Source organism: Streptomyces sp. NPDC042371 (assembly GCF_056437465.1).
This window is the reverse complement of sequence record NZ_JBWKAP010000018.1, coordinates 55365-75184: the sequence shown is the minus strand read 5'-3', so window position 1 is coordinate 75184 and position 19820 is coordinate 55365. Positions and strand designations below refer to the sequence as shown.

17 protein-coding genes are annotated in these 19820 nt (G+C 72.1%); 3 read left to right on the top strand and 14 right to left on the bottom strand.

What is annotated here, in order from left to right; genetic code table 11:
- Positions 1–10: 10 nt before the first annotated feature.
- The 3 genes from AC068B_RS36765 to AC068B_RS36755 form a co-directional block, all read right to left on the bottom strand.
- On the bottom strand, positions 11–1174 hold the full coding sequence (locus AC068B_RS36765) for a chymotrypsin family serine protease (RefSeq protein ID WP_478675834.1): 1164 nt from the start codon (positions 1172–1174) through the stop codon (positions 11–13).
- A 66-nt stretch (positions 1175–1240) separates the two neighbouring features.
- Positions 1241–1549 carry a hypothetical protein gene (locus AC068B_RS36760; RefSeq protein ID WP_478675833.1) on the bottom strand — a complete coding sequence of 103 codons (309 nt, stop codon included), beginning with the start codon at positions 1547–1549 and terminating at the stop codon, positions 1241–1243.
- A 77-nt stretch (positions 1550–1626) separates the two neighbouring features.
- Positions 1627–2406, bottom strand: coding sequence for an SDR family NAD(P)-dependent oxidoreductase (locus tag AC068B_RS36755; RefSeq protein WP_478675832.1), 780 nt, complete (start codon positions 2404–2406; stop codon positions 1627–1629).
- A 115-nt stretch (positions 2407–2521) separates the two neighbouring features.
- Here AC068B_RS36755 and AC068B_RS36750 point away from each other — a divergent pair, with 115 nt between their 5' ends.
- Complete coding sequence (locus tag AC068B_RS36750; protein WP_478675831.1) at positions 2522–3985, top strand: alkaline phosphatase PhoX; 1464 nt, start codon at positions 2522–2524, stop codon at positions 3983–3985.
- 27 nt (positions 3986–4012) lie between these two features.
- Here AC068B_RS36750 and AC068B_RS36745 read toward each other — a convergent pair whose 3' ends face one another.
- From AC068B_RS36745 to AC068B_RS36735, 3 genes are read right to left on the bottom strand one after another with little or no spacing between them, the layout of a single operon-like run.
- The gene (locus AC068B_RS36745; RefSeq protein WP_478675830.1) at positions 4013–6382 is read right to left on the bottom strand and encodes a protein kinase domain-containing protein; all 2370 of its coding nucleotides are present in this window, start codon (positions 6380–6382) and stop codon (positions 4013–4015) included.
- Positions 6379–7080 (bottom strand): hypothetical protein, encoded by a 702-nt coding sequence (locus AC068B_RS36740; protein ID WP_478675829.1) that lies wholly within the window; start codon positions 7078–7080, stop codon positions 6379–6381. The genes AC068B_RS36745 and AC068B_RS36740 overlap by 4 nt, the downstream gene beginning before the upstream one ends.
- A complete protein-coding gene (locus tag AC068B_RS36735) occupies positions 7077–9296 on the bottom strand; it encodes a protein kinase domain-containing protein (protein ID WP_478675828.1) in 2220 nt (739 codons plus the stop codon). The genes AC068B_RS36740 and AC068B_RS36735 overlap by 4 nt, the downstream gene beginning before the upstream one ends.
- Before the next feature lie 518 nt (positions 9297–9814).
- Here AC068B_RS36735 and AC068B_RS36730 point away from each other — a divergent pair.
- Together AC068B_RS36730 and AC068B_RS36725 are read left to right on the top strand one after the other, a co-directional pair.
- On the top strand, positions 9815–11416 hold the full coding sequence (locus tag AC068B_RS36730; RefSeq protein ID WP_478675827.1) for a TROVE domain-containing protein: 1602 nt from the start codon (positions 9815–9817) through the stop codon (positions 11414–11416).
- Between the two features lie 160 nt (positions 11417–11576).
- Positions 11577–11804 (top strand): CarD family transcriptional regulator, encoded by a 228-nt coding sequence (locus AC068B_RS36725; RefSeq protein ID WP_055564387.1) that lies wholly within the window; start codon positions 11577–11579, stop codon positions 11802–11804.
- Between the two features lie 106 nt (positions 11805–11910).
- Here the strand turns inward: AC068B_RS36725 and AC068B_RS36720 are convergent, their stop codons facing one another.
- The 8 genes from AC068B_RS36720 to AC068B_RS36685 form a co-directional block, all read right to left on the bottom strand.
- Positions 11911–13137, bottom strand: coding sequence for a TerD family protein (locus AC068B_RS36720; RefSeq protein WP_356264313.1), 1227 nt, complete (start codon positions 13135–13137; stop codon positions 11911–11913).
- An 88-nt stretch (positions 13138–13225) separates the two neighbouring features.
- The gene (locus AC068B_RS36715; RefSeq protein ID WP_478675826.1) at positions 13226–13447 is read right to left on the bottom strand and encodes a hypothetical protein; all 222 of its coding nucleotides are present in this window, start codon (positions 13445–13447) and stop codon (positions 13226–13228) included.
- A gap of 77 nt (positions 13448–13524) precedes the next feature.
- Entirely contained in the window at positions 13525–14514 is a 990-nt protein-coding gene (locus AC068B_RS36710) for a zinc-dependent alcohol dehydrogenase family protein (protein WP_468560576.1), read from the bottom strand.
- Positions 14511–15371, bottom strand: coding sequence for a carbohydrate ABC transporter permease (locus AC068B_RS36705; protein ID WP_359350928.1), 861 nt, complete (start codon positions 15369–15371; stop codon positions 14511–14513). Before AC068B_RS36705 ends, AC068B_RS36710 begins: the two co-directional genes overlap by 4 nt.
- Positions 15371–16342, bottom strand: coding sequence for a carbohydrate ABC transporter permease (locus tag AC068B_RS36700; protein WP_478675825.1), 972 nt, complete (start codon positions 16340–16342; stop codon positions 15371–15373). The genes AC068B_RS36705 and AC068B_RS36700 overlap by 1 nt, the downstream gene beginning before the upstream one ends.
- Positions 16339–17703: an ABC transporter substrate-binding protein gene (locus AC068B_RS36695; RefSeq protein ID WP_478675824.1), complete on the bottom strand. Its 1365-nt coding sequence runs from the start codon at positions 17701–17703 to the stop codon at positions 16339–16341. The genes AC068B_RS36700 and AC068B_RS36695 overlap by 4 nt, the downstream gene beginning before the upstream one ends.
- A gap of 122 nt (positions 17704–17825) precedes the next feature.
- Positions 17826–18596, bottom strand: a complete 771-nt coding sequence (locus tag AC068B_RS36690) for a DeoR/GlpR family DNA-binding transcription regulator (protein WP_356264331.1) — start codon at positions 18594–18596, stop codon at positions 17826–17828.
- Between the two features lie 233 nt (positions 18597–18829).
- Positions 18830–19639 (bottom strand): NAD-dependent epimerase/dehydratase family protein, encoded by an 810-nt coding sequence (locus AC068B_RS36685; RefSeq protein ID WP_478675823.1) that lies wholly within the window; start codon positions 19637–19639, stop codon positions 18830–18832.
- Positions 19640–19820 lie beyond the last annotated feature (181 nt).

Below are 19820 nucleotides of genomic sequence, written 5' to 3'. Positions count from 1 at the left end.
GTCCTGACCGTCAGGCCAGCAGCTCGGCGATCTCCACGCGCAGCAGCGCGCGGACGTTCTCGATGTGGTTGACGATGGTCGCGACCGACGAACCGGCGAAGAGCAGACCCACCGCGACGTCGTCCTGCGAGGTGACCAGCGAACCGGAGTCGCCGCCCGCGGAGATGTTCGTCGTGACGATCTGGTCCTTGAAGCGGGCCGTGCCCGCCGTGCCGTAGTTCACGTCGACCGTCGCGTCGATCGCGATGATCCGGCCGAAGCTGATGTTCGTCGTCCTGCCGGTCTTCTTGACCAGGTCGCCGACGGCCACGTTGGCCTTGCGCCGCCAGGCGCGCGGGGCGCCGCTGAAGTACTGCTCGCGCGTCGCGTCCTGGAAGTCGACCGCGCCGAGCGCCGCGTCCACGACGTTGTTGTGCCGCTCCACCGGGATCTGCGGGGCGAACTGGATCGTGATGAAGCGCTCCAGGGTCGCGATGCGGTCCCCCGGGTCCTGCCCGCCGTCGAAGACGCCGGGCTGCACGATCGCGCTGCCCAGCTGCGCCCGGTTGGAGTCGGCGAGCACGTGGTTGTTGGAGAGGATGTAGAACTTCGCCGGTACGCCGAGGCCCGCGCCGGGCGGGTCGACGGAGGCGCCGGGCAGGAAGTCGTAGACCACGCTGCCGAGCGTGCCCGCGGTCACCCGGACGTTGCCGACCGAGAAGCCGGAGGGGCACGGACGCATCCGGCGCTTGAGGAGCTGGGGCTCGAACGCGCCGCGTCCGACGAGCTCTTCGAGCTGCGGCTGTCCGAGGCCCGAGAGCTGCTCGCTGACGCTGCCGTCCGGTCCGTACGTCACCGAGCCGCGGTCGTCGGCGCGGCGGCCGCCCGCCCTGCTCTGCTGGCGCTGCGCCGCGATGTGGCCCACCGCGACGACGTCGGTCGGGGTGCCGTCGTCCATCTGACGGGGGACGACGTCCCGCTCCGGGAGCATGGACTCCGGGACCTTCTGGGTGACGAACACGACGACGGCGGGCTCGCCCGTGGGCTCCCCGTCGCTCCACTTCACGCCGTGGCCGAAGCCGACGACGTTGGAGAGCGGCTGCTGGGGCCGTAGGAAGTCGGACATCGCCTGCTGGCGGGAGCTGTCACTCAGTTGCCCGCCGGTGGGTCCTCGCATCAGTTCGGGCTGGCTCACCACGCCAGACCACCTCTTCCCCTTTGAAGGGTGGGGGCTCCGGGCCGCGCCAGGGCATCGCTCCCGCTACGTCCCGCCGTCCTGCGCGTCGACTGCGCCGATGGCGAGTACGCGTACGGGAACACCTTCGAGCGTGTCCGGAACCACGTCTTCGTCACGGAGTCGGTCACGGGGCACCCGGTGGGTCACAAAGACGACGATCACGTCCTGACCCGAGTGTTCGTCCCTGCCGGTGCCGACTCCGGTGACATTGGCCAGCTTCATCAGCCGGCCTTCATGGAGGCTGCGTGCCTGATGTGCGTCCACTCGGCTCGCCTCTCCGTGCGGGTGGTGCATGCAGCACTGCACGTAGGTGATGTCTATTGCGGTGTGCATCGCGGGTCAAGGTGTTCTGCGGTGATTCTTCGCTTTACGGATGATCCGCGCCTGTTGACCTTGTTTATCAAGCCTCGTCACGTACGGAGATGCGACGCGCCGTTGAGGTCGAGCACTGTCCCCGACGCCCACTCGGCCACCGGCGACGCCAGCCACAGCACGGCGGCCGCGATCTCCTCCGCCGTGCCCGCCCGTCCGAAGGGGCTCTGCGCGCGGATCGCCTCCCCCTCGGCGCCGCTCAGCCGGTGCGCCACCCGCTCCGTCCCGAAGAACCCGGGCGCCACCGACGCCACCGCGATCCCGTGCGGCGCGAGGGAGACGGCGAGCGACTGGCCGAGCGCGTGGACGGCGGCCTTCGTCGCGCCGTAGGCCGGGTGGTCGGGCTCGCCGCGGAACGCGCCGCGCGAGCCGATGTTCACGATCCGCCCGCCCGTGCCCTGGTCGATCATGCGGCGGGCCGCGAGATGGCTGAGGTTCGCCGTGGCGAGCAGGTTCACGGAGACGTGCCGCTGCCACAGGGCAGCCCAGTCCTCGTACGACGTGTCGGCGAGGGGGTGCGGAAGGTTCACGGCGGCGTTGTTCACCAGGACGTCGACGCCGCCGAGCGCCTCGGCGGCCCGCCCGGCGATGTCCGCCGCGCCCGCCGGGTCCGACAGATCGCCGCCCACCAGCACGTGTCCCGCGCCCGCCAGGGAGTCGAGGGTCGCCCGCGCGTCCTCCTCCCGCGAGCCGTAGTGCACCGCGACCCGGTCGCCGTTCCCGGCGAAGGCTTGGGCGACGGCGCGGCCGAGGCCGCGGGAGGCGCCGCTGACCAGCACGCGGCGGCCGGTGCCTGACTGGTTGATGGGCAGGTTCATGGAAGGAGGCCCCTCGACGTCGGACGGTGTTCAACCGCCGTTTATACGCGAGCGGGACGGTGACGCCGACAGCAGCCCGGTCCCACGTACCGCTCTCGCGTCCTCAGGAGAAACGATGTCGCTCACCCGCAGGGATTTCGCCAGACGCTCCGCCCTCACCGGTGCGGGGGTCGCCCTGACCGGCAGCGTCGGCGCGCTCGCCACCGCGCCCGGCGCCCTGGCCGCGACGGATGTCCCGGAGGCGGAGGACATCCAGGGCCACGACGGCCACGCCCGCCCCGGTCATCACGGTCCCGGCTACGGCCCCCTCCTGCCCGACCCCGACGGCCTCCTCGCGCTGCCCGCCGGATTCTCGTACCGCGTCCTCACGCACAGCGGCAAGACGAAGCTGGAGAGCGGCGAGTTCACGCCCTCCAACCACGACGGCACCGCCACCTTCCGCGGCCCGCGCGGCACCACGCTCCTCGTCAACAACCACGAGCTTGGCGGCCCCCGCAGCAAGTGGCCGCACCCCGTGCCGCTCACCGAAGGCCTCGTCTACGACCCCGCCGCGGCAGGCGGCTGCACCGTCGTCGAGGTCCGCCCCGACGGACGCGTCGCCGAATGGGTCGGCATAGCGGGCACCGCCACCAACTGCGCGGGCGGCAGCACCCCTTGGGGCACCTGGCTCACCTGCGAGGAGACCGAGGACCGGGCGGGCCGCAACGGCATGACCAAGGACCACGGCTACGTCTTCGAGGTCGACCCCCTCGACCGGCGCGCCAACCGCGCCCCCAAGCCCATCAAGGCGCTGGGCCGCTACGCCCACGAGGCCGTCGTCGTCGACCCCAAGCGCGGCCATCTCTACCTCACCGAGGACGCCTCGGGCCCGAACGGGCTCCTCTACCGCTGGACCCCGCCGCACGGCTTCGTGCACGGCCGCGGCAGACTGCGCACCCTCGCCGACGACGCGGGCGTCCTGAAGGCCCCCAAGTGCTACGACTCCGGCGGCCGCTTCGTCGACGACCTGTCCCGCGCCACGAAGACCGGCACGGTCTACGGCGTGGACTGGGTCGAGGTCCCCGACCGCGACGCGCGGACCGTGCCCGTGCGCCAGCAGTTCGACGACGGCGACATCACCCGCGCCCGCAAGCTCGAAGGCATGTGGTGGGGCGACGGCGGCGTCTACATCGTCGCCTCCTTCGCCCGCGACGAGAGCCCCGTCCCGCACGACGGGCAGGTGTGGTTCTACCACCCGGGCCGCCGCACCCTCACCCTGAAGGTGCTGCTCGGCGTGAACCAGGACCCGGGCAAGGACGGCGCCTTCGACGGCCCCGACAACATCACCGTCTCGCCCTACGGCGGCCTGGTCATCGCCGAGGACGGCGACGGCATCCAGCACCTCTTCGGCGCCACGGAGAGCGGCCGCACGTACCCGATCGCACGCAACGAACTCAACGCGGGCACCGAAGAGAAGCCCGAGTACAGCGAGTTCACCGGCGTCACGTTCTCGCCCGACGGCAGGACCCTGTACGCCAACATCCAGACGCCCGGCATCATGCTCGCGATCACCGGCCCGTGGCGGCGGCAGCGGCACTGACCGGGGCGGCGGGCGCGGGAGCGGGCGTCACGGCGCGTTGACCGCCCGCAGGGACGACGTGCCGACCCGGGCGTACCAGCCGTCCCCGTCGGCGGCGAGCCAGGTGACGGCCTCGTCCACCGGCCACTCCCGCACCGTCTTCCCCGTGCGCAGCTCCAGCGCCCGGCACACCCGCCCCGCCGTGACATAGGCCGTGCCGCCGCCGATGGCGGGCGGGCAGCGCGCGACGGCGTCGAACGACGTCCGCCACAACTGCCGCCCGCCGTCGGCGAGATCGATCGCCTGCAACACCCTGGCGTCCACCCAGTTCAGCAGAGTTCCGTCCCGGACGACGGGCCCTCGCCTGCCGCCGCCCGGCAGCGGCGGCCAGCCGGTGTCGAGCCCGGCGGTGGGATGGCTCCACAGCCGCTTGCCGCTCCCGGGGTCGAAGCCGATCAGGTCCTCCCCGGCGGCGAGCAGCAGACCGGTGCCCGCCGCGTGCCCGAGGGCCGTGGCGCCGCTCCCCGCGGTCAGCCGCAGCGGCTCCTTGCGCAGCGGGTCACCCGTGCGCACGTCGACGAGGTGCAGCTCGTCGGCGTCGCTCAGCAGGGCGAAGCGGTCGCCGCCGCGGCCGTCCGGCGCGGGCAGCGTGACCGGTGCGGTCCGCGCCTGTCCGTCCCCGCCGAGCCCCTTGTACGTCCACGGCTCGCGGCCGGTGACCGCGTCGAGGCAGAACACGCGCGGGTCCAGCGCGCCGGTGTCCGGGACGAGGAGGAGCCTGCCGCCCGACACCGCGGGCGCCCGCCAGTCCCGGGTGTCCTCCTTGCCGCGGGTGCGGGGCGAGCCTCCCGAGGGCAGCGCCCGCGTGTGCAGCACCCGGTCGCTCGACGACCCGCCGCCGTTGTCCAGCGTGAGCAGCCGCCCGCCCGCGACGGCGAACCACTTCACGGTGCCGGGCCACGGCCGCTCCGGACGCCACGGGTCGCCGGACTCCACCTCATAGGCCCTGTCCAGCAGTTCGGGGGCGATCAGCAGGCCGTCGCTGACGCCCCAGAGGGGTTCACGCGCGGCCGCCGCGGGAGCCTTCCCGTACTGCCAGCGGCTCGTGCCGTCCGCGGCGCCGACGGCCCGGACCACGCCCTGTGAGGCGCTGAACTCCGTACTCGCCCCGTGTACGAGCACCGTGTCCCCGGCGAGCAGGGCGGACAGCACACCGCCCGCGCCGCCCTCCTCGCCGGTCAGCTCCCAGCGCTGCCTGCCCGGCCGCTTCGACCCCTTCCGCAGCACGGGGCCGTCCTGCTCCGCGTCCACGGCCGGGGACCTCGGGGCGCGGGCGACGGCCCACACGGCGAGTCCGGCGAGCCCGGCGGCGCCGGTGGTGAGGAGGGCGCGGCGGGTGAGGGTGTGGTGGCGTGCGGTTCGGGGGGAGGGCGTGGAGTCGGGAGCAGGCGCGGGGGCAGGGGGTCGCAGCCGCTCGGTGGGGGTGCCGTCTCCGTTCCTCGCCCCGCCCTCCCGCTCCTCGCCCGCGATCAGCGACCTGAGCGGCTCATCCCGCCACCACAGAGGCGCGTCCGGAGCCGAGGCCAGGGCCAGGATCCCCGCCACGGAAGGGCGTTGCCGCGGGTCCTTGTGCAGACAGTCGGCGACGAGCGCGCGCAGGCCTGCCGTCTCCGGGACGTCGGCGAGGTGCGGCTCCTCGTGCGTGGCGCGGTAGAGCAGCACGGCGACGGGCCCCGAACCGAAGGGCTGCTCGCCGGTCGCGGCGAAGGCGAGGACCGCGCCCAGCGCGAACACGTCGGCGGCGGGCCCGACATCGCCCCCGCCGGTGATCTGCTCCGGGGCCATGAACCCCGGCGTGCCGATCATCGACCCGGCCTGGGTGAGCCCCGGGTCCCCGGCGGCACGGGCGATGCCGAAGTCGATGACGCGCGGGCCGTCGGCGGTCAGCAGCACGTTGGACGGCTTGAGGTCGCGGTGCACGATGTCCGCGGCGTGGATGCTCACCAGGGCCTCGGCGAGACACGCTCCGAGCGACCGCACGGCCGCGGCGCCCAACGGCACACCCGCGGCGACCGCACGGCGCAGGGTGACTCCGGGCAGGAAGGTCGTCGCGAGCCAGGGCACGGGGGAGTCGGGGTCGGCGTCGAGCACGGCGGCGGTGTGCGCTCCCGTGACGGCACGCGCGGCGGTCGCCTCGCGCCGGAACCGCTCCCGGTAGTGCGGGTCGGCGGCGAGGTGGGCGTGCACGGTCTTGACGGCAACGAGCCGCCCACCCGGGCTGCGCCCCAGATAGACCTGCCCCATGCCACCCGCCCCGAGACGCCGCACGATGCGGTGACCACCGAGGAGACGGGGGTCGCCGGGGAGCAGGGGGGTGCCGGGGGTGAGGGGGGACCGGGGGGTCGGGGTTTCGGTCACGGGGCGACGCCACGGGGGGTGGGGGAGGGACGGGGGCGGCGTGGGGCGTGGTCGCGGCGCTTGGCATGGGCGGAACCGGTATCGGTACCGGCGCTGTCGGCACCGGCATCGGCGGCCTGGGCGGCGCGGGCACTGGCGCTGTCGGCACCGGCATCGGCGGCCTGGGCGGCGCTGGCGCTGGCGCTGGCGGCACCGGTATCGGCGGCACTGGCACCGGTATCGGCGCTGTCGTCACCGGCATGGGCGGCACTGATACCGGCACCGGCGGCATCGGTATCGGCGGTACCGGTCAGAGCGGCGCTGGTACCGGCGGCACTGGCACCGGCATCGGCGCTGTTGGCACTGGCATCGGCGGCACCAGCATGGGCGGCGCTGGCATCGGCACCGGTATCGGCACTGGCGCTGTCGGCATCGGTATCGGCGGTACCGGCCTGAGCGGCGATGGCACCGGCACTGGCAGCATCGGCATCGGCGGCATCGGCGGCATCGGCGGCATCGGCGGCACCGGCCCAGGCGGCGCTGGTACCGGCACTGGCGGTCCTGGCGCTGTCGGCACCGGCATCGGCGGCACCAGCCTGAGCGGCACTGGTATCGGCAGCGGCGGCACCGACATCGGCGCCAGCACCAGCGGCACCGGCATCGCAGGCCCGGCGGGGGTCGGGCACAGCCGGGTCCCCCTGCCCGCCCAGCGGCGTCACGTCCGCGCCCCCGGGCCGCGCAGCGTGTGCAGCGTGCGGCCCGCGCAGACGTGGAACAGGCCGTCGTATGCCGCCGTCAGGCTCATGTCGGACGCGGCGGGGACGGGCGCCGCCCACACCGCGTCACCCGTCCCCGCGTCCAGCGCGTACACGCCCCACGTCCCCTCGCCCGCGCCGCCCGGCTCCGGTCCTGAGACGAGGACCAGGCCGCCCGAGACCTGTGGCGCGCCCTCCTCGATCCACCGGAACTCCGGCCGCGACCACCGTCTCCTGCCCGTACGGGCGTCCAGCGCCTCGACGCCCTCCGCCCCGGAGGCCAGCACCGGGCCGCCGCCCTCCGCGGCCCGTGCCGCGACCGCCGTGACCGTGCCCGCGGGCCGGTCCCACACCGTGCGGCGGGTCGCCAGGTCGACCGCCTCGATCCGCTCATCCGACGCGAAGAAGCCGACGCCCTCGGCGCCGGGATGGGCCTGAGGGCGGCGGGCGCCGTTCGCGACCTCCCGCTCCACCGTGCCGTCGGACGCCTTGAGGACGACCAGCGGATCGTGTCGCGCGTACCGGTCCGTGCCCGGGGCGCCCGAGCCCTCGGCCGCGGCGGCCACGGCGATGCGGCCGCCCGCTCCGTCCACGCCGATCACACCCGCCGCGCGCCCCTCGTGGAACCAGAGCTCCCGCCCCGTACGCGCGTCGAAGCCGTACGCGCGCCAGGGCCGGTCCCAGGTGCCGCGCCGCTCCCACTGGGTGCCGTACGAGGCGGAGGTGAACAGACAGGCCACGTCGTCCGACACGGTGAACAGTCCTTCACCGCCCTCCAGTTGGCTCGGCGGCGCGTCCAGGGGGCGGGGCGGGCGGTGCCGGTTGCGGGACAGGAGGCCCGACGTCCACGCCTCCCGGCCGCCTGCCGCGCGCAGGGCGATCAACTCGGGTTCGAGCATGCTGTTCCGGAGTACGTAGACGAGGTCGCCGCGCGTGTCGACGCTCCGCAGGTTCTCCTCCGGGTAGGTCCAGCGGAGCGTGTTCGTCTCCGCGTCGAGGCGGGTGAGGCCCTTGTCGTCGAGTACGTAGAGGTCCTTGCCGTCGCGCAACAGGGCGCCGCCGTACTCGACTTCACCGATGTCGCGGCTCCAGACCACCTCACCGGCCGGTGGCCGGGACGCCCCGCGCCGCCCGTCGCGGGCCGCGCCCCCGTCACCGTCCCCGTCGTTGAGGACGACGGCCGCCGTCGTGCCGCCCACGGCAGCGAGGACCGCACCGCCCCAGCCGAGGAGACGTCGCCGGGACGTGCGGTGCGAGGGTGGCGGGATGTCCTGGGGGCGGGCATCCGCGGGGGCAGTCGGGTCGCCCTCCGCCGCGCCCCCCAGCAGCTCCGCGACCTTGTCCTCCTGGCGGCGGATCAGCCCGGCGACCGCCTGCTGTTCCCACCACGGCTCGTCCGCCGCCCGTTCGGCGCACCAGGCGAGCGCCTCCGCGACCGCGGGGCGGGCCGCCGGGTCCCTGGCCAGGCAGCGGCCGAGGAAGTCCTGCCACTCCGGGCCCGGCACGCCCACCAGGTCCGGCTCGTCGTGCAGCGTGCGGTGGAGGACCTCGGGGGCGCCGCCCGAACCGAAGGGACCGCGCCCGGTCGCCGCCACCGCGAGCACCGCGCCGAGTGCGAACACGTCGGTGGCGGGCTCGGGGCGCCCGCCCCGCGCCAGCTGCTCGGGGGCGATGAAGCCGGGCGAGCCGATGGCCTCGCTCTCGGCCGTGAGGCTCTCGTCGGCCGCGCTCTTGGCGATGCCGAAGTCGATGACCTTCGGGCCGTCGCGCGTGATGACGATGTTGGACGGCTTCACGTCACGGTGCACCAGCCCCGCCGCGTGCACCGCGGCAAGCGCCTCGGCGAGCGCGGCGCCCAGCGTGGCGAGCTCGGCGGGCCCGAGCGGGCCGTGCGCGGCCACCGCCTCCGGCAGGCCGGGGCCCGCGCAGAACTCGATGGCCAGCCACGGCTGTTCGGCGTCCGGGCCCGCGTCGAGCACGGCGGCGGTGTAAGGACCGGTGACGGCACGCACCGCGGCCGTCTCACGACGGAACCGCTCGCGGAACTCCGGGTCGGCGGCGAGGTGTCCGTGGACCGTCTTGACGGCGACCGGCCGCCCGGACGCGGACCGCGCGAGATGCACCCGGCCCATGCCGCCCTCGCCGAGCAGCGCGACGATCCGGTACCCGCCGACCTCCACGGCTGCTCCCTCCGTTGCCCCCGACGGACTGTGCGACGCCTGTGAGGCATCGTACGGTTGCGGCCGCCGTGAGATCGGCGGGCGGCGGCAGAGTACGAAGAGAACGCGGAAAAACCTTTGGCGCCCCGCCAGTTCGCTCTCCTAAAGTGATGCACGTCCAGGTGGGCAGAGCACCATCGTCGGTTCCGCCGAAATGAACTCTGGACACCACAACTTCATGTATTTCCCTGCACCTCCCGGTGCACAGGCAGCGGCTACTTCCTTTTCAGAAATCACGCCGCCGCCACCTAGATCTCGGGAGGCAGCAGCTGGTGTGTGCCCGGTGCGCAGGCAACGGTTACTTCCTGGATCAGAGGGTTGCGGGTTCGAGTCCCGTCATCGACTTCGGGTCGGTGTAGCTCAATTGGGTAGAGCATCCGACAATAGTCCGTCGCCGCTTCTGAACTCGGGCACACTCCTGCCGCCTGTCTCCCCTCAGTTCTGTACGTCCAGCACGCAACGAATTCGGGGGAATTCTCATGGCGCGTTTCAACACCAAGTCCGTCACGGCGCGGGTCACTTCCGCGGTGAAGTCGACCGGCCGCACCACCCGCACCCATCAGGGCGGCCGCGGACACCTCCGCGACCCCCGCTCCGAGCTCTTTCTGCTCGCGGTCGCGAACTTCGTCTCCCAGCAGACCTTCTACGAGACGGGCGACCGCCGGGACGACCGGTTCGCCGGTCTCGTGCGCGGCCTCGCCGTCGAGGACCCGGAGTGGACCGCGGGCCTGCTCGGCTGGCTGCGCGGCGACGGCAACATGCGTACGGCCTCGATCGTCGGCGCCGCCGAGTACGTCAAGGCGCGCCTCGACGCCGGTGCCACCGGCGGCCCCACGAGCCGCCAGGTCGTCGCGTCCGTGCTGCGCCGCCCCGACGAGCCCGGGGAACTCCTCGGCTACTGGACGTCGACGTACGGCCGGGCGATCCCCAAGCCCGTCAAGCGCGGCATCGCCGACGCCGTGCGCCGCCTCTACACCGAGAAGTCCCTGCTCAAGTACGACACGGCGGCCAAGGGCTACCGCTTCGGCGACATCCTCAACCTCGTGCACGCGGCGCCGGACCCGGCCAAGCCGTGGCAGGGCGACCTGTTCCGGTACGCGCTCGACCGGCGTCACCACCCGGAGACCGCCGTGCCGCCCGAGGGCGCGCGCGTCCTCGCCGCGCACCGCGAGCTGATGGCGCTGCCCGTCGGGGAGCGTCGCGCGGTCGTCACCGGCGAGGGTGGCGCCGAGCGGCTCGCCGCCGCGGGCATCACCTGGGAGGCGCTCGCAGGATGGCTGCAGGGGCCCATGGACAAGGCGGCCTGGGAGGCCGTGATCCCGTCGATGGGCGCCATGGCGCTGGTTCGCAACCTGCGGAACTTCGACGGGGCGGGCGTCTCGGACGAGGTCGCGGCGTCCGTCGCGGCCCGGCTCGCCGACCCGGAGGCCGTCGCGAAGTCGCGGCAGTTCCCCTTCCGCTACCTCGCCGCGTACCAGCACGCGCCTTCGCTGCGCTGGTCGTACCCGCTGGAGCAGGCGCTCGGCCACTCGCTCGCGAACGTGCCTTCGCTGCCGGGCAGGACGCTGATCCTGGTCGACCGCTCCGGTTCGATGTGGTCGCCGCTCTCGGGCCGCTCGCAGCTCAGCCGGGCCGACGCGGCCGCGATCTTCGGTACGGCGCTCGCGCTGCGGGCGGCCGACGCGGACCTCGTGCAGTTCGGCACCAGCAGCCAGCCGGTGAAGTTCGGCACGGGCGAGTCCGTCCTGAAGATCCTCGACCGCTTCGGCAACCTCGGCGGCACGAACACCACCGAGGCGGTGCGCCGCTCCTACAAGAAGCACGACCGGGTGCTGATCGTCACCGACGAACAGGCGACGTACCACTACCACGGTGATCCGACCGAGCAGGTCCCGGCGGCCGTCCCCGTCTACACCTGGAACCTGGCGGGGTACCGCGCCGGGCACGGCGCCTCGGGCGAGGGCAACCGCCACGTCTTCGGCGGACTCTCGGACGCGGCGTTCCGGATGGTGCAGCTCCTGGAGGCGGGGGAGAGCGCCGACTGGCCCTGGGCGGCGACTTCGGACACGGTGCGTGGCTGAGGGGGAGCAGACCGTCACCCGTATCCCCCGTTCGGGTCGCATCCGCACCCGCGGATGCGACTCCTCAGCCCGTGGCTTGTGTGTCTGTTCCATACCGATGTGAGGGCAGTGTCAGCACAGAGCATGGTGCCGCGGGCGCCCGAAGCCTCATACTGCGAATATGACGAGGCCCCCCGGCTCGCGCCGACACCTGCCGAACAGTCCCTTCAACGTGCCTGCCCCGCCCGCCCCACCCGTGGAGCACTTCGAGGTGGGTGACAGGGTCTCCCACGACCAGTACGGCCTGGGGAGGATCGTGGGCGTCGAGGGAGAGGACGCGGTTGTCATCGACTTCGCAGGCCGTCAGGGACGGTTCCTGAGCCCTTACCCGAAGCTGGCCAAGCTCTGATTTCAACCTTGTGACATACACGACATGACGTGACACCACGTGACACGCGTGAGGGGCGGCGGACCGCAGGTGCGGACTGCCGCCCCTCAGCGCGTTCGCACGTCCCTCAGAGCGCCTGCGCCGCAGGCTTCACCATGCCGCGCACCGTACGGGACTTGACGAACTGTCCCATAGCGGTCATTTCCCACTCGCCGGTGAACTGCTTGATCAGCTTCGCCATCATGACGCCCGTCTGCGCCTCGGCGTTGGTCAGGTCGAAGCGGACCAGCTCCTCGCCCGACGCCGCGTCGATCAGGCGGCAGTACGCCTTCGCGACCTCCGTGAACTTCTGGCCGGAGAACGAGTTCACCGTGAAGACCAGGCCCGTGACGTCCTGCGGGAGACGGCCGAGGTCGACGACGATCACCTCGTCGTCACCGCCGCCCTCGCCCGTGAGGTTGTCGCCGGAGTGCTTGATCGCGCCGTTCACGATCGACAGCTTGCCGAAGTAGCAACTGTCGACGTGGTTGCGCTGCGGGCCGTACGCAATGACGGAGGCGTCGAGGTCGATGTCCTTGCCACGGAACGCGGGCTCCCAGCCGAGGCCCATCTTGACCTGCGAGAGCAGCGGACGGCCGCCCTTGACCAGGGACACCGTCTGGTTCTTCTGGAGGCTGACCCGGCCCTTGTCCAGGTTGATCTTCCCGGCGCCGGGCGCGGGCGCGGCGGGGGCCGGGGGCGCGGCAGGAGCGGCGGGCGCGGCCAGGCGAGGGTCGGCGACCGGCGGGGGCGGGCCCTGCACCGGCTGGCCCACCGGGGGCGCCATGGGGGCCGCGGGGGCGGCGGCCGGGGCCGGGGCGGGCTCCTCCACCGAGACGCCGAAGTCCGTCGCGATGCCCGCGAGGCCGTTGGAGTACCCCTGGCCGACCGCGCGGGCCTTCCATGCGCCGTTGCGCAGATAGATCTCGACGATCACGAGGGCGGTCTCGGCGCCGAGCTGGGGCGGCGTGAAGGTGGCGAGCACCGAGCCGTCGTCGGCGTTGCGGATCGTGGCGGTGGGCTCGACGCCCTGGAAGGTCTGGCCCGCCGCGTCCGGGCTCGCGGTCACGACGATCTTCTCGATGCCGGACGGCACGGCGGCCGTGTCGACGGTGATCTTGTCGGGGGTCGTGCCGCCGCCCGACTGGTAGGTCACACCGGGCCCGGAGGGCTGGTTGAAGAAGATGAAGTCGTCGTCGGAGCGCACCTTGCCGTCGGCGGTGAGCAGCAGGCCCGATACGTCGAGCCGCACCGGAGCGGCGACGTCCACCGCCACGCGGGCGGCGGTCAGCGGGATGTTCGAGCCAGGGGTCATAGCTGTCATGCCAGGGGTAACGAACGATCCCGCTTTGCCGTTCCCTTACCCACGGAAGGATTTTTCCGGGGCCGACCGGCGGCCCGGATCAGCCGCGGTTGCGCGGGTGGGCGCGGGCCGTCCGCTCGTTCCCGTGCTTGTAGTTGCCGGTCCAGCGGGCCATCACCAGCTGCGGGTCGCCGCCCGCCATCTCACCGAGGAACTGCTCCGCGCGGGCCCCGCGCAGCGTTCCCGCGGCGCGGTTCCCGTGGGTGATCACCACGGTCCCGTCGGCGCGCTCTTCGTACGTGAATCCATGAGGTCTCGGCATGGCCGGGAGCGTACGTCCCGGCCATGCCCGCCGGTACCGAATTACTGACCGGTACCGAATGACGAGCCGGTACCGGACTACGGCACCACCACGATCTTCCGCCCCACCCCGGCGGCGAACCGGTCGAGCGCCTGCGGGTACTCCGTGAGCGAAAGCCGGTCGCTGATGAAGACGTCGGGGTCGAGCACCCCGGCCGCGAAGAGTTCGGCCGCCCGCTCATAGCTGTGCAGGACCGCCATCGAACCGGTGATGGTGATCTCCTGGTTGTAGATCCGGTACGGGTCGATGCTCACGCGCGTGGCGTAGTCGGCGACGCCGAACTGCAGGAACGTGCCCGCCTTGGCGACCCGGTCGAGACCGTCCTGGATCGCGGCCGCGTTGCCGGTCGCGTCGATGACCACGTCCCAGCCCTGGGGGCGGTCCAGTTCGTCAGGTCCTGCCGCCGATCCCGAGACGCCGAGGCGCTGCGCGGTGGCGAGCCGGTCCGCGTTCAGGTCCACGACGTCCACGCTCGCCGCACCGGTGCGCTTGGCGAGCTCCAGCATCATCAGGCCCATCGTCCCCGAGCCGTAGATCAGCACGTGCGCGCCGAGCCGGGCGCGCAGCACGTCATAGCCGCGCACCGCGCAGGACAGCGGCTCGATCAGGGCGGCGTCCTGGGTGCGGACGTGGTCGGGCAGGCGCACGCAGTTGGCGGCGGGCGCCACCGCGTACTCGGCGGCGCCGCCCGCGGTGGTCACGCCGATCGCGGCCCACCGCTCGCAGAGGTTGCCCCGGCCGTCCCGGCAGTAGCGGCACTCGTGGCAGTGCAGCGAGGGGTCCACGGCCACCCGGTCGCCGACGGCGAGCGTCGTGACGTCACTGCCGAGCGCGACGACCTCCCCGGCGAACTCGTGGCCCGGCACGACCGGCAGGGTCGGTGCGAACTCGCCCTGGAGGATGTGCAGATCGGTTCCGCACAGGCCGCACGCGGCGACCTCGACGACGACGTCACGGGGGCCCGGGGTCGGGTCGGGCAGCTCCCCGACGACGGCCTTGCCGACGGACTCGATGATGGCGGCCTTCACTTGACGGCTCCCAACGAAAGGCCCTGGACCAGCTTGTCCTGGGCGGCGAACCCCGCGGCGAGCACCGGCAGGGAGATCACGAGCGACGCGGCGCACACCTTCGCCAGGAACAGGCCCTGGCTGGTGATGAAGCCGGTCAGGAAGACGGGCGCGGTCTGGGCGACGACGCCCGTCAGGACCCGCGCGAAGAGGAGTTCGTTCCAGCTGAAGATGAAGCAGATCAGGGAGGTCGCGGCGATCCCGGGGAGCGCGATGGGCGCCACCACGCGCGTGAGGATCGTGGGCAGCCGCGCCCCGTCGATCTGCGCGGCCTCGATGACGGGCTTCGGCACCTCGGCGAGGAACGACTGCATCATCCACACCGCGATCGGCAGGTTCATCGAGGTGTAGAGGAGGACGAGCAGCCAGATGTTGTCCAGCATGCCGGTGTTCTTGGCGAAGAGGTAGATCGGCAGGAGGCCCGCCACGACCGGCAGCATCTTCGTGGACAGGAAGAAGAAGAGCACGTCCGTCCACTTCTTCACGGGCCTGATGGACAGGGCGTACGCGGCCGGGAGCGCGAGGACGAGGACGAGCAGCGTCGAGGCGAGCGACGCCACCGTCGAGTTGATCAGGGACGGCCAGGGGCTCGCGCCGCCGCCCGTCCCGAAGAAGTCCCGGTAGCCGTCGAGGGTGAGCGGGGCGGCGAGCGAGGGCGGGTTGGTCGCGGCGTCCTCCTCCGAGTGGAAGGAGGTCAGCGCCATCCAGGCGATGGGCAGGAAGAACAGGATTCCGGCGAGCCAGGCGACCAGGCCGAGGGCGGACCCGCGCGCGCGGGGGCGGGTCTTTCCCGGCGGGTTCTTCACGAGAGCGGACATCAGCGGGACCCCTCCTCACGGAACAGCGACGAGACGACCCGCAGGGCGAAGGTCGCGATGATGATGGAGCCGATGACGACGAGCACGCCCGCCGCGGAGGCCAGGCCGTTCTCGTGGGCCTGGTAGAAGCTCTGGTAGACGGTGTAGGGCAGGTTCGCCGTGCCGAGGCCGCCCGAGGTGATGGTGAAGACGGCGTCGAAGTTCTGCACGATGTAGATCGAGCCGAGCAGTGCGCCCAGTTCGAGGTAGCGCCGCAGGTGCGGCAGCGTCAGATGGCGGAAGACCTGCCAGTTGCTCGCGCCGTCCATGCGGGCCGCCTCGATCAGCTCGGGGTCGCGGCTCTGCAGCCCCGCGAGCAGGATCAGCATCATGAAGGGCGTCCACTGCCACACCAGGGAGGCCTCGATGGCGAGGAGCGGGGTGTTGGAGACCCAGTCGGGCTGTGTCGCGGAGTCCCCGCCGATCCAGTGCAGCAGGCCGTTGAAGAGCCCGTACTCGGGGTTGTAGAGCACGTGCTTCCACAGCAGCGCGGCGGCTACGGGGACCAGCAGGAACGGCGCGATGAGGAGGGTGCGGACCAGCCCGCGCCCCTTGAACTTCCGGTTCAGGAGCAGCGCGAGGGCGAGCCCCGCGACCAGGCTCGCGAGCACCACGGAGGCGGTAAGGAGGATCGTGGTCAGCACGGACTTGCGCAGGTCGGGGTCGGTGAGGACCTCGCTGTAGTTGGCGAACCCGGTGAAGCTGCGGGCGTCGGGATAGAGGGCGTTCCAGTCGAAGAAGGAGATCACCAGGGTTGCCACGAAGGGCAGTTGGGTCACGGCGATCATGAAGATGAGGGCGGGCAGCAGGGGCGCCCTGGTCGCCCAGGCGCGCAGCCGTCCCGGTGTGCCCGGTGCTCCTGGCGTGCCCGCCTTGCGGGCGCCGGGCACGCGCGTCTGCCCTGCTGCGGTGGTGCTCGCGGTGGCGGTCATCGTCCCTCGTACTCCTCGGAGATCTTCTCGGCGAGCTCCTGCGATTTCTCCAGGGCCGATTCGACGGACTGGCGTCCGGCGATGGCCGCGCTGATCTCCTGGGAGACCTTGGTGCCGAGGTCGGTGAACTCGGGGATGCCGACGAACTGGATGCCGGGCGCCGGGCGGGGCTGTACGCCGGGGTCGCGGGGCCTGGCCCCTTCGATGGCGGCGCGGGTGACGTCCTGGAAGGCGGCGGCTTCCTTGCGGTAGGCGGGGTTGGCGTAGGTCGAGGCGCGTTTGCCCGCGGGGACGTTCGACCAGCCGATCTGCTCGCCGACGAGCTTTTCGTACTCCTTGCCCGACGCCCAGGAGATGAACTTCCAGGCCTTGTCCGGGTTGCGCGAGGCCTTTTGCATGCCCCAGGCCCAGGTGTAGAGCCACCCGGAGTTCTCGGTCTTCGCCACCGGGGCGGGTACGTATCCGATCTTGCCCTTCACCGGGGACTTGGCGGATTCCAGCGACCCCGCGGCGGCCGTCGCGTCGTACCACATGGCCGTCTTGCCCTGGGTGAGGTTGTTGAGGCACTCGGCATAGCCGGACTGTGCGGCTCCGGACTCGCCGTGCTTGCGAACGAGGTCTACGTAGAAGCGGGTTGCCTTTTCGAACTCGGGGGCGTCCAGGCGGGCCTTCCAGTCCTTCTCGAACCAGGTGCCTCCGAAGGTGTTCACCACGGTCGTCAGTGGCGCCATCACCTCGCCCCAGCCGGGCAGCCCGCGCAGACAGATGCCCTTCATCCCCTGCTCCTTGCCGTCCACGCGGGCGGCCAGGTCCGCCACCTGCTGCCAGGTGGGGTGCTCCGGCATGGTCAGACCGGCCTTCTTGAAGACGTCCTTGCGGTACATCAGGAAGGACGACTCTCCGTAGAAGGGCTGTCCGTAGAGCTTGCCGTCGTTGCCGGTGAGGGACTGGCGCATGGGCGGCAGGATGTCCTTCTCGTCGTACGTCCTGTCCTTGCGCGCATACGAACCGACCTCGTGCAGCCAGCCGTTCCTCGCGTAGATCGGTATCTCGTAGTTGCTGAGCGTCGCGACGTCGTACTGGCCCGCCTGGTTGGCGAAGTCCTGGCTGATCTTGTCGCGGACGTCGTTCTCGGGCAGGACGGTGAAGTTCACCTTGATGCCCGTCTCCTTGGTGAAGTGGGCAGCGGTGAGCTTGCGCAACTCGACCATCTGCGGGTTGTTCACCATGAGGACGTTGATGGAGTCGCCTGAACCTGCCCCGCCGGCGCCGGCCCAGCAGCCGGCGAGCAGCGGGGCGAGCAGCGCCCCTGCGGCGGCCGCGGCGAGCGTGCGCGGTCTCCGTCGGCTCGGGGTTCGCATGAAAGCTCCTGGACGTAGAGGGTCGTTTGGGGAAAATCGGTGTGTTTCGGGGCGTGCGGGACCCCGTGTCGGCCGTACAGGGGATGGGGGAGGGGGATGTTGGGGGGGGAGGGGGGGCGGCGTCAGACGCGCAGGACCTGCGGGCCCAGGAGTGAGTAGCGGTGCGCCTCGGACGCGGGCAGACGGCTGCTCGTGACGATCGTGTCGAGGTCGCCGATCCCCGCGAACCGGCAGAAGCTCGTCGCCCCGAACTTGGTGTGCACACCCAGGAACACCGTGCGCCGCGACGCCCTGATGGCCTGCGCCTTCACCTCGCTGACCGCGGGATCGGGCGTCGTCAGGCCGTGTTCGCGGGAGATGCCGTTGGCACCGATGTACGCCAGGTCGATGACGAACCCGGCCAGCATGCGGGTCGTCCAGTGGTCGACGGTGGCGAGCGTGCCGGGCCGCACCCGGCCGCCGAGCAGCAGAACGGTGATGTTCTCGGCCTCGGCGAGGGCCCCCGCGGTGGCCAGCGAGGCGGTGACGACGGTGAGCGGGCGGCCCGCGGAGGCGCCGGGCAGCGACTCGGCGACCAGCTGCGGGGTGAAGCCCTCGTCGATGAAGACGGTCTCGGCGTCGCCGACGAGTTCGGCGGCGGCGGCCGCGATGCGCCGCTTCTCCGGCACGTGCATGGTCGTGCGGAAGGCGAGGGTGGTCTCGAAACCCGCGCTCTCCACGGGGTAGGCGCCGCCGTGGGTGCGGCGGACCAGGCCGTGGTCCTCCAGGGCCCTGAGGTCGCGGCGGACGGTCTCCTTGGCGACGCCGAGCTCACCGGCGAGGGCCGTCACGTCGACGGACCCCGCGTGCCGGGCCGCGTTGACGATCCGCCGCTGACGTTCCTCCGCGGTCATCGGCGCCACCTTCTTCCCCTGGGTCTGCGGTCTGCGCGGTGCCCGTTCGGGCCCTGTGGGGAAGTTCTACAGCGCGGACAAGGGGGGTTACCAGGCTCCGAGCGGGCACGATGATGCCCGTATCTGCCCGCTTGGCGGGGCGAAGGCCAGTGGGACCGGCCTCGGGCGTGCCCGTTTGCGGGGGCGGAGGCGCCCGTTCGGTGCCCGAATGGGGGCGAGCGGGCGCGGCTGACTCAGTACGGCCACACCGGCGGGTTCGTGCAGAAGTGGCCCCCCAGGTGCGCGTGGTCCGGGTTGGCCGGGTCCAGTTCGCCCTGCTCCGCGACCAGCTTCTCGGCGTAGTCCTCGGAGTCGTCCCGCGGGTCGTAACCGAGCGCACGCGCGGAGGACAGGTCCCACCACAGGCGGGTGTTGGCCGACGAGCCGTACACGACGGTGTGCCGCACGTCCTCGGCGGTGAGGGCCGCGTGGAAGAGCCGGGCCCCGTCGCCGGGGCTCATCCAGACCGAGAGCATCCGCACGCTCGACGGCTCGGGGAAGCACGAGCCGATGCGGACCGACACGGTCTCGATGCCGTGCTTGTCCCAGTAGAACTGGGCCAGGTCCTCGCCGAAGGACTTCGACAGGCCGTAGAGGGTGTCGGGGCGGCGCGGGGTGTCGACCGGGATCAGCGGGTCGTCGCCCTGCGGGCGCGGGGTGAAGCCCACGGCGTGGTTGGAGGAGGCGAAGACGATCCGCCGGACGCCCTCTTCGCGGGCCGCCTCGTAGAGGTTGTACGTGCCCTCGACGTTGGCCTTGAGGATCTTGTCGAAGGTGGACTCCAGGGAGATGCCCGCGAGATGGAGGACCGCATCGGTGCCGCGCACGGCCGCGCGCAGGGCGTCCCGGTCGGCGAGGTCGGCCTTGACGGCGCCCGGCTCGTCCGCCAGGGGGTGCACGTCGAGCAGGCGCAGGTCGTATCCGTACGAGGGCAGGAGCCCGCGCATCAGGGTGCCGAGGCCGCCGGCTGCGCCGGTGAGCAGGACGGTGCGGGGAGCGGGCATGCGGGTCTCCTGAGGGCGAGGCGTGCTCATGGCGACATGGCGTACTCATTCACGTACAGAGTTCACATCCGTAGACAAGCTAAGGATCTCGGTCGCGCTCCGTCAAGTGGGCTGTCAAGTGCGCTGCGGAGGAGGTAAATCCGCTCGTGGGTGGGGAGTTCATCCGCTTGACCGGGCCCAA